Below are 17,174 nucleotides of genomic sequence, written 5' to 3'. Positions count from 1 at the left end.
GTCTTTCCTCTTTAGATAAATCTTTCAAAACCATTTGCGTTGATCTCATCCACTAATGAACCATCACCTGTATGAACAATATTGCCCTTAACAAGTACATGTGTATAATCAACGTGAAGTGACTCCAATATCTTAGTGCTATGAGTAATTATAAGAAGAGCTCCGTCTTTCTTCTTCTGATACTCTTCGATACCCTTAGATACAGTGCGAACAGCATCTACATCAAGTCCGGAATCTGTTTCATCAAGTATTGCAAACTTAGGATTAAGCATAAGGAGCTGTAATATCTCAGCTTTCTTTTTCTCACCACCAGAAAAACCAACATTAAGATCTCTGTCAGCATATGACTCATCCATAGAAAGGATTTCCATAGCTGCCTTCAAGGATTTCTGGAAAGCAAGAAGCTTAACAGGCGCTCCAGTCTGCGCATGATATGCATTTCTTATGAAACTGGAAAGAGATATTCCAGGAACCTCATATGGATTCTGGAAGGAAAGAAACATTCCAGCCTTGGCCCTCTTATCTGCAGAAGCTTCTGTAATATCCAGTCCCTCAAAAATAATATTACCTTCAGTAACGTTGTAATGTGGATTACCCATAAGAGTATAACCAAGTGTAGACTTACCTGCTCCGTTAGGGCCCATAAGTACATGAGTTTCTCCTGGTTTGATATCCAAATTAATTTTATTAAGTATAGGAAGTTCATTATCAATTGATACTGATAAATCCTTAACCTGTAACAAATACTGATCTGACATAACATTTTTCCTTTCGAAAATTATCCAAAATGTTTTCCTACTAACTTAGTAGGATTTATATTAACACCGCACCCTTACGATGTCAATTGACAAACAATGATAGTTTATCATAAAAGTTCTTGACATACTACTTAAAAGTGGGTAGAATACATTCTTGTCAGCACCTTGCGGGTGTAGTTCAATGGTAGAACACCAGCCTTCCAAGCTGGATACGTGGGTTCGATTCCCATCACCCGCTTTCTGCTATTTTTTTTGCAATTTTTCTAAATGCAAATGATTTGCATTTGCAAATACCAGAAACAAGATCAAGGAGAAAATATGGAACTTATATTAGATGTAGTAATCGACGCACTAATTGATTCCCTTAAGATATTGCCATTCTTATTTATCACATATCTTATTATGGAGTATTTAGAACATAAGACTGCTGAGTTTACTTCCGGCGTTGTAGAAAAAACAGAGCACTTCGGACCTTTATGGGGAGGCCTGATAGGAGCATTTCCTCAGTGTGGTTTCTCAGCAGCGGCATCGAACCTGTATGCTGGCCGCGTTATAACTTTAGGAACACTCATCGCCATATACTTATCCACTTCAGATGAGATGATTCCTTTGTTTATATCAGAGCAGGTTCCAATAAAGACTATGATTCAGGTTCTTGCTATCAAGGCTCTGATTGGAATTCTCGCAGGCTTTGTGATTGATTTTGTAGTACATGCCTATCACAAGGCTCACAACAAATCTATAAATGACCCAGTTAGAATTTCTTCACTTTGTGAAAAAGAACATTGTCACTGCGATGATGACGAGTCAGAGGGCTTATTTGGCATTGTAAAATCTGCATTTGTTCATACTTTCCACATTTTTGTATTTGTACTGATCCTTACTTTAGTATTAAATCTTGTGATTGAACTTATTGGTGAAGATAAGGTTGCCCTTCTCTTAAAAACAAGCCCCGTCATCAGCCATATCCTCGCCGGGCTTGTGGGGCTTATTCCTAACTGTGCTGCTTCTGTTATCATAACTGAGCTCTATCTTGATCAAATGATCACTTTGGGAACTATGATGTCAGGTCTTTTAGTTGGCGCTGGAATTGGACTATTAGTTCTATTTAGAGTTAATGACAATAAAAAAGAGAACATCAACATTGCTCTTCTTTTATTCTTTATTGGAACTGTGATTGGACTACTTATCGATCTTATTGGAATTACTATTTAAGATATTGAGGATACTATGAGCTGTAAAATACATGCAGAATCGTATGATGAGATAATTGAACGCAACTGGCCGGAAGGTGTCAAGAAGACAAAGCAAAGGATTGATATTTTCAAGATTCTTTACGGAAGTCATGAGCCCCTGTCTGCGGCAGATATTTTTACAAGGCTAAATAATGAACATCCTTCTGAGATGTACGCTTTTTCCACCATATACAGAAATCTTATTGCCTTTGAAAAAGCTGGTGTCATATCTAAAACTGTTCTTGCCACCGAAGAAACTGCTCTCTACGAGTTAAAGTCCGGTAAGCACAGACACTATGTCGTGTGCCTAAAGTGCCACAAGAAAATGCCTATCGCTGTATGTCCGCTTCATGAGATTGAACACGAAATCGAGCATTCCGTTCCAGGATTTGAAATAACAGGTCACAACCTTGAGATCTACGGCTACTGCGAAAACTGCTCAAAAGAGAAATAAAAGAAAAATAATAAGAGCCATCACATCCAATTGAATGTGGTGGCTCAAATTATTGTACTGACTAAAGCAATTGATTATTAACTAGCCTAAACCTGGTGTAAAAAATCTAATTGAATTAGTTGTTTGATGCCTCTGAAGTAGCCTCTGTTGCAGCCTCTTCCTCAGATGAAGCCTCAGCTGAAGCGTCTGATGTAGCCTCAGTAGCCTCTTCTACAGATGAAGCATCTGATGCAGCCTCAACAGCCTCTTCTACTGAAGATGCCTCTGAAGCAGCCTCAACAGCCTCTTCTACAGATGCTTCTACAGAAGCCTCTACAGATGTCTCTTCTACAGCTGTCTCTACAGTTGTCTCTCCGCAACCAGCAAGTACTGCTGCTGAAAGTGTTAATGCTGAAAGTAATGTTACGATATTCTTCTTCATAATATATAATCTCCTCTTCTAACCTTTATACTTTGCAATTACATTGCAAGCCAATTGCTTCAGTACGAAATAAGATTATATACTCTGAATTTTTAAATGTCATGAATGAACTTGTGCATTTTCTCTTAAGATTTCTTTAAGATTTTGTTAATAATTCACAAAAACATTAATAAAAATCAAGAAATCGTCAATTTGAGAAGTATCCTCCAAAGGTCACCGAACCATTTTGCGTATCATTATCATACTCAAAAGAAAGTGATACTCCAGAAGGATCTACATCTTTTAAACTCTCGCATGGAAGGGTAAAACTTGTATCTGTGGTGTTTTTTACAATAAACTCCCAGGCATTACTATCTGTATGTACTTCCAGTTTTATTCCCATCAGTGTATAGCCTGACTCCAGAATATTTCCATCACCAATGAGATTTCCAGAATATGTATCTGTTGTAATATCATGGAGAACAATGCTATTAATATCAAAGCCCATTTGGTTAATAATATATGAATTTATCTGGATATTTTTAGCCTGCTCAGCGTTAGCCGATGTCTCTTCCTGATAAGTTCCATCTAGTTTCCCCTGAACTGTGCTATAGCTGTCAGTAAGCTCCGCTATCGTAGGAAGAACAGCATCTATCTTTTTGTCACTCATCTTAGTAAAATCCAAGGCTTCTATTTCTGTCACTTTAACACCTAGCGTGTCAAGTTCTGGCCTTAATGAGGTATCTGCTATATCAAGATATGTTTCTTCTGCAGCTGCTCTGGCCTGAACAAGCTGGTTTCTTGCATTCTCTGCTTCTGACAGTTTTTCTTCAGATGGTTTACATCCTACTAGTAGAAGCATCATGGCTAGTACTCCTAATAGAACTGATTTATTCTTTTTCATAGGTTTCTCCTAACTACTTTAATTCGCTAGTACTTATTATACCTCATGAAACCCTTGCCAATACACTGTTATTATAATAATAATCCATGATCAGTCCCACAACATATCTGTAGCTGGCCTTTCCTGCAGAAACGCCATTTACCTTCAGATTTGTATCAACGAAAGTATCCGCAGCCTTTTTAACTGTTTCTGTCTTGATAACGGCCTTTTTTTCAACCTCTTGCCAGCCCTCTGGAGAAAGAAACTGATTATCATATTTGACTCTATCAGAAATCTTTACGTGCTTCTTGTATTCTTTCTCCCCTACAGCATCATAAAAGTCATTGTTTATGTAATTGAGGACTCCTAGATAGCCACTATATTGAAATACAATGTCATCAGAATTTATGCACGCCAGAAATCCAAAGAAATTTGCTTCATCCTCATATATGTATCCGTGAGTATGCGCAAGTTCATGGCACATAGTAAACGGCTTGTGCATCATATTCATGGTATCGTTATAATTTGCTTCCATAGAAAATGGAAAATAATATCCCTGCATGTACTGCTGACACATAAAGTCTGAAAAGTACAGGGCTTTAGGAGTTACATAATATCCCCCAAGTCTTGGATATTCGCCAGAGAGTCCCAACATCGCCTCTTTTGCAGTTTCCGCCATATTTCCCTCATATAACACATTTCCATTCTCGTCATGCGGAACCTTCTTTGAAAGCTCATTGCACTTTCTAACCACATAATCTCTTAGCTGAGTAAGTTCAACTATATTATAGTCATCCTCCGATGCCTGAACTCTGATTCCTATGCGGGAACAATGGTATAACACGAAACAATTCAGACTCATTATAACTATAGTAATTGTTAAAAGAACTGGTGTTACCCTGTAGAGGATGTCTGATATTTTATTTAATATCCTGCCTGCCAATGTATCTTTCCTACTGTTCTCCCCAGAAAACCTTGCTACAGTAAGAATAATTGTATGGACTAGAACAAACACCAGCAAAAAAGCTATGTACAAAACCACCGCTACCAGCAAGACTTCTCCCACTGAAAAGCTCACAAGGTTTGTTACTCTCCCATATAAACCTGTAATTACCGGAAAAATATTAGTGACATAAAAGTCAGAAAAAACCGCACTTTTCCATGCAGCTACATTAAAGATAATACATAGTCCTATAATAATTAAAATTGGTAAAGAATACGCTGTTTTCCCCTTTTTCATCAGCAATCCCCCCGACGCGTCCTAATAAAAATATTGTACTGACCAAATATGTACTAGGCATGTCCAAAAGAGGTCCAAAACGTTCATATTTTATACATATTTTAGTTTCGCTTTAGGCTACTATGCTAAAATTATTAAGGAAGGGTTTGTACTAATAAAATGAGGTAACAAAATGAGACTACTACTTGCAGATGATGAAGTTGAACTTGTAAACGCACTTGTGGCGATACTAAAACATAGTAACTACACTGTCGATGCCGTCTATAATGGAACAGACGCCCTCGACTATGCCATTACCGGCGATTATGACGGCATAATACTTGATATAATGATGCCTGGTCTTGATGGCATGGATGTCCTTAAAAAATTACGTGAAAAGGGTCTTTCCACGCCAGTCCTATTTCTTACTGCCAAAACTGAAGTTGATGACAGAATAAAGGGTCTTGACCTTGGAGCAGATGACTATCTTCCTAAGCCCTTTGACATGGGCGAACTTTTGGCCAGAGTCCGTGCAATGCTCCGTAGAAAATCTGACTTTTCACAACCCAATCTAACTTGTGGAAACTTAACTCTTGACAGGGCTGGTTACGAGTTATCAACCCCTGATCATGAAAAAATCAGGCTCTCAGGCAGAGAGTTTCAGATGATGGAGATGCTCATGACTTCACCGGGAAGAATCATTTCCGTAGACAATTTTATGGATCATATCTGGGCAGACGGAGAGGCCGATGTAAATGTAGTATGGGTTTATGTCTCAAACCTTAGAAAAAAGCTGGCATCACTTGATGCAACCTGTGAAATAAAGGCAGCCAGAGGACTTGGCTATTCAATCAGTGAAGCAAATTAGAGAGGTACTCTATGGTCAGAAAGCTTAGAAAAAAATTTGTCATTACAGCCATGCTATCCCTTTTAGTAATCTTAGTTGTCATGATAGGCATTATAAATGCAGTAAACGTCTACAGTATGTTTCAGGATGCAGACAATCTATTAACCATGTTGGCAGATAATAACGGGTACTTTCCTGACATGCACCGCATGAATCCGGCTCCTGCTGATGACAAATTTACTCCTGACAAACCTTTTTCTTTTGATAGATTAAATGATGCCAAAAGAGTGGAAATGCCCTACCAGTCAAGGTATTTCTTTGTTCGTTTTGATGCGGATGGGGCCATAACAGAAACCAATCTCATGCATATCGCTGCCATCTCAGAGACTTCAGCATCCGACTATGCAAGTGCTGCATATGCTGGAAATAAAGCAAAGGGGATGTATCACTCCTATAGATATTACAGAGTAAATAATGAGGATGGTACAAGCCTCATCATTTTTGTAGATCTGAGCGTTTCTATGATCAATGTCTACAAGCTGTTATTCCAGTCACTTTGCATCGGAGCTCTAGCACTTATAGCAATGTTTATTCTGGTATATATGTTTTCAAGCCGCGCTGTTGCCCCTGTTGTTGAGTCCCTTGACAAGCAAAAGAGATTCATAACCGATGCCGGTCACGAATTAAAGACGCCTCTCGCAGTAATATCTGCAAATGTCGATGTATTAGAGCTTGAAGGTGGAAAAAATGAATGGACTTCAAGTATAAAGAACCAGACCAAGAGAATGAACGATCTTGTGAAGAATCTTTTGACCTTATCCAAAATGGATGAGGAAGTAATGCATGTAGTCTACTCTGACTTTGATATGAGTAGTGTTATCAGGGAGTCTGCAAGTTCATTTGAGACTATTGCTTCTTCTAAAGGCAAAAACTATATGGTAGAGATAGATGATGGTATACATATAACAGGCGATAAAAATGCCATCTCTCAGCTTTCTTCCCTGCTTATAGATAATGCTATAAAGTACTCCTCTGACAAAGGCCGTATCTTTGTCAAACTATCCAAAACAAACACTATCAAATTTGAGGTTTCAAATACCTGCGATAATATTCCTAAGGGAAATCTGGACAGATTATTTGACAGATTCTACAGAGCAGATTCATCAAGATCTAGAGACACAGGCGGATACGGTATTGGGCTTTCTGTAGCAAGAGCCATTGCCACTTCTCACGGCGGCACAATAGAAGCTCAAAAAGAAGGAGATAACATAATACGCTTTTTAGTTACGCTTCCCAAGCAGTTACCAAAGAGTATACAGCGAACCAAATGATAACATTTTGTAAATTTCTCATAAACAACGCGGGTTTATGCACTTATCATGCTATAATTAATTTACAAAATATAATGCATTTGGGAGGTAACTGATGTATAAAAAGGGAGATAAAGTAATTATCTTAGACTACAATGGCAAACCACTAGTTCCCCATGTCGTTGCCGAGATTGAGGATGTTTATGGAAAAGACCGTGTAAGGCTCAATTTACCAGATGGAGCCTGCTGTCTTGAATTCGTAAACCACTTCGAGAAGATTGATGAAGACACCTACAACAAATACCTGCATGCAGTACATGAAAGAGAAAAAGAGCTGCCTGTAGACCTCCAGATAGACATTAGAAAATTTGCTTCCAAGCACCCAAGGCGTAGAAAAGATGAGATCATCAAAAAGTTTGATCTGGACAAACGCTATGTTTCTATTCTAAACGCCTATATGGGCCGTGTTAGCATGTACGGAAAAGAAAACATAAATGAGAGATTTCTTTTCGAATACAAGGAAGCTCTTTATGGAATAGTAGAAACCAGAACCTTTTTCCATGAGCTTGACGACTCTATTCCGATTCCTGACCACCTGATAGGTTAATTGCGATTCCAATCAGGATCAGGCAATAAGGCATAGAAGTCACCTGTGGAAAAGATATCTGATTAAAAATAAAATACGAGATAACAGGGAGCGCGCAAATGACTTTTGCATGCTCCTTTTCTTTTGCCATAGCAAGTTTGAAGATGACCGAGATAAATAGTCCCAAGTAGGTTATGGCTCCGATAAGGCCTCTTTCAAGCAGAACCGTAAGTAGCTCGCAGTGAGCATTTGTAAGGGCTGCCCCATTAAACACATTGGTAAAAGATCTATTCCAATAGCCGTCAGACATTGCATAAGGATAAAGGCAGTCCTGGCCAATTCCCACAAGCTTTTGCCAAGGTGATAATCCGGCGTAAATCTCAGCGCACATCCGCCAAATGATTCCTCTTCCATTTCCAAAATCCTCAGAAAAATTCATTATCAAAAGCACAATCGCTGTGGCTAGAGCAGCAACAATCACTACTATGTAAATCTTTTTGTATGTTTTTGAGTAAAAGGAAACCTTTATCTCTTCAAATAATCTTGATACTCTGTAGACGAAAAATGCTGCGGCTATGATAATTGCTCCAACATGATATCTGCAAATGACCAGCAAAAGGTTATCGCTGTAGTTATAATAACTTCCTGCAAACATCATCAGAATATCAACTATGCTCATGGATATCCCCAGAACTATGGCCTGGATCAGGAAAGCTTTGAAATTTTCTCTGTCCAATGTGCCATACCACAAAAGAAGTCCATAGCAGGCGCAAATTATAAGCCCTGCTCCTTCACTCCCTTGCAAAAACAGAGCAACCAGGCCCACTATTGTATATATTCCCAACAGGAAAAAGCGAAAGGAAAATCTTTTTTGAACAAACATAAAACCTACACCAAGTGGCACCCAAATTGAAAGAAAACCTGAAAACCAGTTAATATTTCCAATGGTGGCCACAAACGATGAGTTTTGTCCAGCAATCATAAAAGGAAAAATACTCATTCTATTTAATATAGAAAGCGCAAACTCAAAAAAGGGCACCAGCAAAAACAGGGCCAGAATCTGACTTTTAAAAAAACCGCTTTTACTTATAAATATGCAAAAGGAAATGGCAACAAGAGTTGTCAAAAGGCCATTTCTCCATCCCTCATATCCAAAGAAAGCCACCTTTTTATCTACAGAAAAAAGCCAGGAGATAAAAAAGGAGAATAGGGTTCCATATAGAAAGAATTTATCTATGTTATTATCCAGAGCCATTCCTTCTTCGCCAGCCTCTTTTCTATATCTGACAAGTTCTCTTATAAGAAGGATAATGACAAATGGGATGCTTATGACAAGGTAGCATAAGGCCTTGGCTTCGCCTAGTTCATAATATCCCACATTCATATAAAGTGGCAAAAAGCCGCATAATAACAGCATATATAGTAAATATAGAAGTTCCATGTCTGACCTCTTTTTTATTTTGTTTCAAGCATTGCCTTTATCTGCGGATTATCTGGAGAGATTTCAAACTCTATCCTCTTTTTTGTTCCTGGGTGATTTAGCGCAAACTTATAGCTCACTAGGCATACATCTTTTACAGCTTTTTTATCTGAAAGCTCGGTAGACTTAAGTGTTCCGTACTTCTGATCTCCAAGAATCGGATGCCCTATATTAGAAAGCTGAACTCTTATCTGATGAAATCTTCCAGTAAGAAGTTTTATTCGCAAAAGAGATTCCTCTTTAGTTTCTGCTATGACCTCATATTCTAATTTAGCATCCTTTACTTCTCCTGACATGATCCTGATGCTGCTTCCATTTTCAAGAGTTATGGTATTTCCACTAAGACTCTGCTCCTCTTTTTCTGATATAACAGCGGCAAATCCATCTTCTTTTCTAACTAAAAGATTTTCAAGTTTTCCCTTTTTCTCCTCAAAAGTTCCATAACATAAGGCATAGTAATATTTATCAGTAGTTCTTTTCTTTATTTGTGATGCAATATCTGTTGCAGCCTTCTTGTTCTTGGCCAGGATTATAACGCCTTCTACAGGCTGATCAAGCCTATGGACTGTTGCAACATATGGGGGCTTTCTTCCTTCATTTTTCCCTCTATTCTGGCGGCTTATATAATTTCTTGCAGCACTGACAACATCCATGCTATAGGATTTAGCGCCTTCTGTAGCCATGCCTGCAGGCTTATGGCACACCAAAATGTCATTGTCTTCATATATGTATTCTATGCTTTTCATTCTTATTTCCTTGTTATTATCATATTATTTCAAAAGAAAGCTCCTACCCGGAAACCGGATAGGAGCCACATGATCTATCTAGCATCAAACCTTGAATCTGTATCCCACGCCCCAGATTGTCTCTATATACTGAGGATTTGATGTATCATATTCAATCTTCTCACGGATTTTTTTGATATGAACTGTAACAGTTGCAATATCTCCGATTGAATCCATGTTCCAAATTTTTCTAAAGAGCTCTTCCTTGGTAAATACGTGGTTTGGATTTTCTGCAAGGAAAGTAAGAAGATCAAACTCCTTAGTTGTAAAGCTCTTCTCCTGTTCATCAACATATACTCTTCTGGCAGTCTTATCAATCTTAAGACCACGGATCTCGACAAAATCATTGTTCTCGTGACCTGATCCAACAAGCCTTGAATATCTTGCCATATGCGCCTTTACACGGGCAACCAGCTCAGATGGGCTAAATGGCTTGGTTATATAGTCGTCAGCTCCAAGTCCAAGACCTCTTATCTTGTCGATATCATCCTTCTTGGCAGAAACCATAAGGATCGGCACATCCTTCTTTTCCCTAATGTGCTTACAAACCTCAAATCCGTCCATACCTGGAAGCATCAGATCCAAAATGATAAGGTCAAAATCCTCTGCTAGAGCAGTTTCAAGACCTGCATCTCCAGTATTCTCAATTTTAACCTCAAAGTCGCTCAGCTCAAGATAGTCCTTCTCAAGATCAGCAATAGCCTCTTCATCCTCAACAATAAGAATTCTACTCATACACGTCTCTAACCTTTCTTTTTTATTGTGTTTCGTGGTCTACTGTGACAGTTTCCTGGTTGTCTGCATACTCTACGTACTTCCTCAGTACAAAGTGCATACATGTTCCCTCTCCCTCATGGCTAGTAGCCCATATATATCCGCCATGATCCTCTATTATCTTTTTAACAATAGATAAACCGATTCCACTTCCTCCCTGCTTGGAATTTCTAGAAGCATCTGTTCTATAGAATCTGTCGAATATATTAGGAATGTCTCTCTGAGCAATTCCCTTACCATTATCCTCCAGCTCTACTCTGATGGAATCAATCTCATCAAGGATCCTGATATCAATCTGGCCTGTCCCATCATCTCTATCAAGATATTTGACGCTATTACTAACTACATTATTAACTACACGCTTTATCTGCTCCGGATCAGCAACAATCTGCGTATCAGGCGCAGTCAGGTTTGAATAATTAAGCTTTATGGATTTACTCTCAAGGTCTGCACCAATCTCTTCAATGCAATCTCCAAAGTAATCTCCCACATTAAGTTTTATGAAATTATAAGGAATTCTGTTGTTATCAATACTGGAGTACAAGGTAAGCTCATTAATAAGGTTGTTCATATCATTAGCCTTATTATTGATGATCTTGATGTACTTCATCTGTTTCTCCGGGTTATCAGCGACACCCTCTAAAAGTCCCTGAGAATAACCCTTTATTGCTGTGATAGGGGTTTTCAGGTCATGAGAAATGTTGCTTATAAGCTCTTTATTCTGCTTCTCTCGTAATATCTTTTCCTCAGCAGATTCCTTGAGCCTTAGTCTCATGTCCTCATAATTACGATACATGGCTCCAATTTCGCCCTTTTCCTTGACATCTGTCGGTAGCATGTAGTCGAAATTGCCATCCTGAATATGCTGCATTGCAACATTCAGCTCATCTATTGGTTTGAAGAAACTGTTACCTATCCACATGGTCAAAAGAAAACTCGTGATCAGAAGGATACCGATGATTGCAATTCCCATGTAGATAAACAATGAGGCTGTCAGAGCCGTTCTAATACCTGAAATAATGTAAAGACTTCCCTGATCACCTGTAGAAAATCTAAAATCAATCTGCTTGACCAAATGCTTGGAAGCAGTATAGTAAATACCCTTTATATCTGTTCCATACCCTGGAAGTTCATCCATGACATCCTGAGCTCTATCCATATTTGCCACATAATATACTTCATCATTTCTCATGACAAGGAGAAATGAATATCTTGAAGCAATTTTGCTATCTACGCTTTGAAGATAATCTTTATCCTCTAATATAAACGGATTAACAATACATGCTAGAGCTATATCATGTGTAACTTCATCTGCCATATCAGCAAAAGTCTCGCTGGGGTCTGATACCATACCATAATCAAACCCGCTGGAAATCTCGTTTAGCTTCTGCTCATATACAAGATATCTGCCTATTGCAAAAAATGTTCCCAGGGCCAGGATAATAGGTATAATAACTATCGCCACTGACGTAATTAAGAGTTTTGTACGAAAACGCATTATATACCCCCGGCAACCTATATCTGTGCACCTATCAAAATTATATCATAAAATCGTCACTGATTGTTAATATGAAATTCTCTATTTCTTGTTGAAATGTTTATCAATATTTCAATCAGAAATATGTGCCGCCAGACGCACATCAAAAAGAGCCCCAAAAAATGGGGCTCCTAACACTTTTTATATTAGATTCCGAGTAACTTACTATATTCAGCAAGGGCTCCATCTGTCTCGTGAGCAAGAACCTTCTTGGCAAGAACCTTGCCAAGCTGAACGCCTTCCTGATCGAATGAGTTAATATTCCATACAAAGCCCTGGAACATAACCTTGTTCTCGAAGTGAGCAAGGAGTGCTCCAAGTGACTTAGGATTAAGTTCGTCACCAATGATGATACTTGAAGGGCGTCCTCCCTTGAAGTTCTTATTGGCATTCTCATCTTTTTTACCGCAGGCAAATGCAACAATCTGAGCTGCTACATTAGCGCAGAGCTTCTGCTGGCTTGTGCTATCCTGAATGTTTACATCATTCTGAAGCTGGCTGTTTTTAAATCCAATAAACTGAAGAGGAATAATATCTGTTCCCTGGTGAAGGAGCTGATAGAATGAATGCTGTCCGTTTGTTCCTGGCTCACCAAAGATTACAGGACCTGTTACATAGTTAATAGGCTCACCAAAGCGGTTTACACTCTTACCATTTGACTCCATGTCAAGCTGCTGAAGGTGTGCTGGAAAACGGCTAAGACCCTGTGAGTAAGGAAGTACAGCTGTGCTGTCATATCCAAGTACGTTTCTCTCATATACACCAATCATAGCATCAAGCATTGCAGGGTTCTTGAGCATATCTTTTTCTGTTGCAAGCTTATCTTCCTCTGCAGCGCCATCAAGGAACTGAGCAAATACATCAGGACCAAATGCCAGTGAAAGAACTGCTCCGCCAACTCCTGATGTAGAAGAATAACGACCTCCGATATAGTCATCCATAAAGAATGCCTCTAAGTAGTTGTCGCTCTTAGCAAGAGGAGAAGTCTCAGAAGTAACAGCGATCATGTGCTTGCTGGCATCAAGTCCAGCCTTCCTTAGTGCATCTGTTACAAAAGATTCGTTTGTAAGTGTTTCAAGTGTTGTTCCTGATTTTGAAACAAGGATAAAGATTGAATGAGCAACATCTACTGAATTAAGTACTGCGCTTGCATCATCAGGATCCACGTTACTGATGAACTTAGCTTCCATCTTGAAGTTGCCAGTTCTCTTAGCCCAGTTCTCAAGAGCAAGATACATAGCTCTTGGACCAAGGTCTGATCCTCCGATACCGATCTGAACTACTGTTGTGAACTTCTCACCCTTGGCATTTGCAATTTCACCAGAATGAACCTTATTAGCAAAATCAGCAATTCTCTTCTGTTCTTTTACATAGAATTCACGTTTATTTACGCCATCAGCTATAACATCAGCAGCAAGCTGACCTCTTGTAAGCTGATGAAGAACCATTCTCTTTTCACCAGTATTTATTACTTCGCCGCTTAAAAGAGCTTCATACTTTTCAGAAAGCTCTGCTTCTTTTGCAAGTTTAGAGAGAGCTTCAAGAACATTGTCATCAACTTCTTTTGCTGCATAGTTGTAACTAAGTCCAGCTGCCATAGGAACTGAATAGTTTTTAACTCTCTTTGCGCCGTTTTCTCCGGTCATAACGTCTACAAGATTTACATGAGCTACGCCTTTTAGCTCATTGTAAGAATTAAGTGTGTCAAGATTTTTCCAATTCGCCATTTTTATGTCCTCCTATTGAGATGAGCAAGGAAAACGTATTCCGCCATCCGTTTTAAAGTGTATCAAAGAAAAAAAATCATATCAAGAAGTAACCTATTAAATATATGTGAAGTTTCTTGTAATTTCATGTATAAAAACGACCTGATAGATTCTTTTCTATCAGGTCGCTTCGCATCTTATTATCAATTCACTATCTTTTACTCTGTATTTTATCCGAAGTATCTCTTTAAAAGACCTGCAAATGCCTTGCCGTGTCTTGCTTCGTCTCTTCCAATCTCATGAACTGCATCGTGGATGGCATCAAGATCAAGAGCTTTTGCCTTCTTAGCAAGATCAGCACGGCCCTGTGTAGCGCCATACTCAGCATCTGCACGAAGTTCAAGATTCTTCTTGGTAGAATCTGTGATCACTTCACCAAGAAGTTCTGCAAAATGAGCAGCATGCTCTGCCTCTTCCCACGCAGCCTTCTCAAAGAATGCGCCAATCTCTGGATATCCCTCACGAATAGCCACTCTAGACATAGCTAGATACATGCCAACCTCTGAGCACTCGCCATTGAACATCTCGCGAAGACCATTCTTGATCTCTTCTGGTGCACTTGATGCAACGCCAACTACATGCTCACATGCCCATACCTTCTCGCCTTCCTGCTTGGTAAACTTCTCTGCAGGAGCCTTACATACTGGACAAGCCTCTGGTGGCTGATCTCCTTCGTGAACATAACCGCATACCTGACATACCCACTTCATAAACTAGTCTCCTTTCCTGCGTCTTAACGCAAAGTGCATTATCGCACTTAAGTATCTGAAATCTCTTACATATAAGTGTAGCACAAAAGGCATTTAAATTGCGCACTATTTAACTGTTATTTATAAAGATTTTATAGATACTTTCCAAAACTTTGAAAATTAATTTCGTTATTGAAATATATTTTAATGTATACTAATTATGTAGATTTATAAACGTTTTTTCAAACAGTTTATGCATTTTATCGAATCCTTTGGTATTGTTTTTGGGCGCTTTCACGCAGGAGAATTATTATGAATATTGTCAGCGAAAAAATCAGAAGTTGCTATGATACCTTGCCATCAGCAGAGAAGATGGTTGCCGATTTTGTATTGGAGAGGAAAGATGATCTTTTCCAGTACCCTATTAAAGAACTAGCAAGGCTCTCTGGCACTACGCAGGCTGCCTGGACCAGATTTGCTCAGGCAATTGGATATACAGGATTAAAGGACCTGAAAAATGCCTACTATTCAGAGGCAAACGTATCTTTAAAGCAGGTAGATAATGGCCCAAAGATTGCATTTAAAGACGTAAACGAGTATACTTCATTACAGTCGATTGCAGACAATATCTGTGCTACAAGTGTCCAGGCCATTCAGACAACCTACAGACTTTTTGATACTGGAAATTTCAATGACGTTGTAAGCAAGATTGTAGCAGCTAAACAGATACAGGTCTTTGGAATTGGTACTGCAAGTGTTGCAGCCTATGACTTGTATTGTAAACTTCTTAGAATCCACTATAATGTTGTATTCAATCAGGATCACCATATGAATCTGATGACTATTTCTCAGATTTGTCCTGAAGATGTAGCTATTTTCTTTGTTGATAATCCCAAAAACAAGGAAATCATGCAGCTCTACAATATTGCCAAAGAGAAAGATGCTATTACTATCGCTATAACCAAACTTGGTAATAACGCATTGACTACAGGTTGTACTCACGTTCTTTTTACAACTTCTCCTGAAATTGATAAAAAGAGTGGCATTACCTGTTCCAGATTCGCTCAGCTGTTTATGGTAGATACTCTTTACACAGGAATCTGTAATCGAGATTATGACAATATCCGTGAATATCTCAGAGATTCCTACGAGGTATTCAACGAATCCGGCAAGGAGTGATCACTATGGAAAAAATAGCCAGTTTTACAGTTAATCACCTTGATCTTGAACCAGGTATCTATGTATCCAGAAAAGACAAGGTTGGAGCAGAAACCATCACCACTTTTGATCTTCGCATGACAGCTCCAAATAAAGAACCCGTTATGAACACCGCAGAGGTTCATACAATGGAGCACCTTGGGGCAACATTTCTTAGGAATGATCCGGAATTCAAAGATAGGACCATCTATTTTGGACCAATGGGTTGCAGGACAGGTTTTTACGTAGTTTTGGCAGGAGACCTTTCATCAAGGGATATCGTACCACTCATAACAAGAATGTATGAGTTCATTGCAAACTTTGAAGGCGAAGTTCCAGGCGCAAGCGCAAGAGATTGTGGTAACTATCTGGATATGAATCTTGGAATGGCCAAATTCCTTGCAAAGAAATATCTTGATAATACACTTTACAATATTTCTGATAAGCATCTTGTTTATCCAGAGTAACGATATATCCACAAGAAGGGGCTATTATATATGAAAATAGGAATTATCGGCGCTATGGAGGTTGAGGTTGAAACCCTCAAAAAAAATATGACTGTAAAAAATACAGTCAAGAAAGCTTCCATGGAGTTTTTTGAAGGAACACTTGGTAATACTGACGTTGTTGTTGTACGAAGTGGTATATGTAAGGTAAATGCCGGAATCTGTGTACAGATTCTTGTGGACACTTTTGGCGTGACACATGTGATCAATACTGGAGCCGCTGGCTCTCTTGATGCCAGAATTAATATCGGTGACATAGTTCTTTCTACAGATGTCTGCTATCACGATGTAGATGCTACAGTATTTGGATACAAGAAGGGCGAGATTCCTCAGCTCGGAACTTTGGCATTTACTGCAGATGATACCCTCAGAAAAAAGGCAGAGGCTGCCATAAAGGTTGCCGCACCTGATCTCGGAGTATTTGAGGGAAGAATCTGTAGCGGAGATCAGTTCATCTGTGAGCAGTCTGTTAAGGATGCTATAGTTTCTGAATTTAAGGGAATCTGCTGCGAGATGGAAGGCGCAGGAATAGCGCAGGCCTGTCACCTTAATAACATTCCATTTCTTATTATCCGTGCAATTTCTGATAAGGCTGATGGCAGTGAGATCATGGACTATCCAGAATTTGAAGCCAAGGCTGCAAGAGACTGCGCTGCAGCTACAATGGAATTATTAAAGTCTCTTTGATCTTTGGTATAAATTGAGAAGAATAACAAGAGCTCCCATTCCACGCGGAAGGGAGCTCTTT

At 39.0% G+C, this 17,174-nt stretch carries 18 protein-coding genes and 1 tRNA gene; 9 read left to right on the top strand and 10 right to left on the bottom strand.

Annotation, left to right across the window (positions count from 1 at the left end; all coding sequences use genetic code 11):
• Positions 1–11: 11 nt before the first annotated feature.
• Positions 12–758 carry a Fe-S cluster assembly ATPase SufC gene (sufC, locus tag BLO53_RS02245; RefSeq protein WP_092058825.1) on the bottom strand — a complete coding sequence of 249 codons (747 nt, stop codon included), beginning with the start codon at positions 756–758 and terminating at the stop codon, positions 12–14.
• Positions 759–925: 167 nt separating this feature from the next.
• On the opposite strand from sufC, the gene BLO53_RS02240 reads away from it, so the two are divergent.
• The 3 genes from BLO53_RS02240 (at position 926) to BLO53_RS02230 (ending at position 2,447) form a co-directional block, all read left to right on the top strand.
• Positions 926–996, top strand: a tRNA-Gly gene (locus BLO53_RS02240).
• Between the two features lie 80 nt (positions 997–1,076).
• A complete protein-coding gene (locus tag BLO53_RS02235; RefSeq protein ID WP_092058823.1) occupies positions 1,077–1,973 on the top strand; it encodes a putative manganese transporter in 897 nt (298 codons plus the stop codon).
• A 15-nt stretch (positions 1,974–1,988) separates the two neighbouring features.
• Positions 1,989–2,447, top strand: coding sequence for a Fur family transcriptional regulator (locus BLO53_RS02230; protein ID WP_092058821.1), 459 nt, complete (start codon positions 1,989–1,991; stop codon positions 2,445–2,447).
• A gap of 115 nt (positions 2,448–2,562) precedes the next feature.
• Here BLO53_RS02230 and BLO53_RS02225 read toward each other — a convergent pair whose 3' ends face one another.
• The 3 genes from BLO53_RS02225 to BLO53_RS02215 form a co-directional block, all read right to left on the bottom strand.
• Entirely contained in the window at positions 2,563–2,868 is a 306-nt protein-coding gene (locus tag BLO53_RS02225; RefSeq protein ID WP_051197099.1) for a hypothetical protein, read from the bottom strand.
• A 187-nt stretch (positions 2,869–3,055) separates the two neighbouring features.
• Positions 3,056–3,751, bottom strand: coding sequence for a hypothetical protein (locus BLO53_RS02220; protein ID WP_092058819.1), 696 nt, complete (start codon positions 3,749–3,751; stop codon positions 3,056–3,058).
• Positions 3,752–3,794: 43 nt separating this feature from the next.
• Complete coding sequence (locus BLO53_RS02215) at positions 3,795–4,970, bottom strand: DUF3810 domain-containing protein (protein ID WP_092058816.1); 1,176 nt, start codon at positions 4,968–4,970, stop codon at positions 3,795–3,797.
• 172 nt (positions 4,971–5,142) lie between these two features.
• On the opposite strand from BLO53_RS02215, the gene BLO53_RS02210 reads away from it, so the two are divergent.
• From BLO53_RS02210 to BLO53_RS02200, 3 genes are all read left to right on the top strand, one after another.
• A complete protein-coding gene (locus BLO53_RS02210) occupies positions 5,143–5,817 on the top strand; it encodes a response regulator transcription factor (RefSeq protein ID WP_092058813.1) in 675 nt (224 codons plus the stop codon).
• Between the two features lie 11 nt (positions 5,818–5,828).
• Positions 5,829–7,127 carry a sensor histidine kinase gene (locus BLO53_RS02205; RefSeq protein WP_092058811.1) on the top strand — a complete coding sequence of 433 codons (1,299 nt, stop codon included), beginning with the start codon at positions 5,829–5,831 and terminating at the stop codon, positions 7,125–7,127.
• Positions 7,128–7,221: 94 nt separating this feature from the next.
• Positions 7,222–7,713: a hypothetical protein gene (locus BLO53_RS02200; RefSeq protein ID WP_092058809.1), complete on the top strand. Its 492-nt coding sequence runs from the start codon at positions 7,222–7,224 to the stop codon at positions 7,711–7,713.
• Here BLO53_RS02200 and BLO53_RS02195 read toward each other — a convergent pair.
• The 6 genes from BLO53_RS02195 to BLO53_RS02170 form a co-directional block, all read right to left on the bottom strand.
• The gene (locus tag BLO53_RS02195) at positions 7,682–9,133 is read right to left on the bottom strand and encodes an O-antigen ligase family protein (RefSeq protein WP_092058807.1); all 1,452 of its coding nucleotides are present in this window, start codon (positions 9,131–9,133) and stop codon (positions 7,682–7,684) included. The genes BLO53_RS02200 and BLO53_RS02195 overlap by 32 nt on opposite strands.
• Before the next feature lie 14 nt (positions 9,134–9,147).
• A complete protein-coding gene (locus BLO53_RS02190) occupies positions 9,148–9,918 on the bottom strand; it encodes an RluA family pseudouridine synthase (RefSeq protein WP_092058805.1) in 771 nt (256 codons plus the stop codon).
• Between the two features lie 84 nt (positions 9,919–10,002).
• The gene (locus BLO53_RS02185) at positions 10,003–10,692 is read right to left on the bottom strand and encodes a response regulator transcription factor (RefSeq protein ID WP_092058803.1); all 690 of its coding nucleotides are present in this window, start codon (positions 10,690–10,692) and stop codon (positions 10,003–10,005) included.
• Positions 10,693–10,714: 22 nt separating this feature from the next.
• The gene (locus tag BLO53_RS02180) at positions 10,715–12,229 is read right to left on the bottom strand and encodes a sensor histidine kinase (RefSeq protein WP_092058800.1); all 1,515 of its coding nucleotides are present in this window, start codon (positions 12,227–12,229) and stop codon (positions 10,715–10,717) included.
• A 185-nt stretch (positions 12,230–12,414) separates the two neighbouring features.
• Positions 12,415–13,995: a glucose-6-phosphate isomerase gene (locus BLO53_RS02175; protein ID WP_092058798.1), complete on the bottom strand. Its 1,581-nt coding sequence runs from the start codon at positions 13,993–13,995 to the stop codon at positions 12,415–12,417.
• A 209-nt stretch (positions 13,996–14,204) separates the two neighbouring features.
• The gene (locus BLO53_RS02170; RefSeq protein WP_026489234.1) at positions 14,205–14,744 is read right to left on the bottom strand and encodes an NADH peroxidase; all 540 of its coding nucleotides are present in this window, start codon (positions 14,742–14,744) and stop codon (positions 14,205–14,207) included.
• Between the two features lie 291 nt (positions 14,745–15,035).
• On the opposite strand from BLO53_RS02170, the gene BLO53_RS02165 reads away from it, so the two are divergent.
• Genes BLO53_RS02165 through BLO53_RS02155 form a run of 3 tightly spaced genes read left to right on the top strand, consistent with a single transcriptional unit; the run spans position 15,036 to position 17,113 of the window.
• Positions 15,036–15,902 (top strand): MurR/RpiR family transcriptional regulator, encoded by an 867-nt coding sequence (locus BLO53_RS02165; protein ID WP_092058796.1) that lies wholly within the window; start codon positions 15,036–15,038, stop codon positions 15,900–15,902.
• Positions 15,903–15,907: 5 nt separating this feature from the next.
• A complete protein-coding gene (locus BLO53_RS02160) occupies positions 15,908–16,387 on the top strand; it encodes an S-ribosylhomocysteine lyase (RefSeq protein ID WP_092058794.1) in 480 nt (159 codons plus the stop codon).
• A 30-nt stretch (positions 16,388–16,417) separates the two neighbouring features.
• Complete coding sequence (locus BLO53_RS02155; RefSeq protein ID WP_092058792.1) at positions 16,418–17,113, top strand: 5'-methylthioadenosine/adenosylhomocysteine nucleosidase; 696 nt, start codon at positions 16,418–16,420, stop codon at positions 17,111–17,113.
• The last annotated feature ends 61 nt before the right edge of the window (positions 17,114–17,174 follow it).

Source organism: Butyrivibrio sp. INlla14, from assembly GCF_900102515.1.
Classification (GTDB): domain Bacteria; phylum Bacillota; class Clostridia; order Lachnospirales; family Lachnospiraceae; genus Butyrivibrio.
The sequence above is the reverse complement of the archived record's forward strand: the minus strand, read 5'-3'. Positions and strand labels throughout refer to the sequence as shown.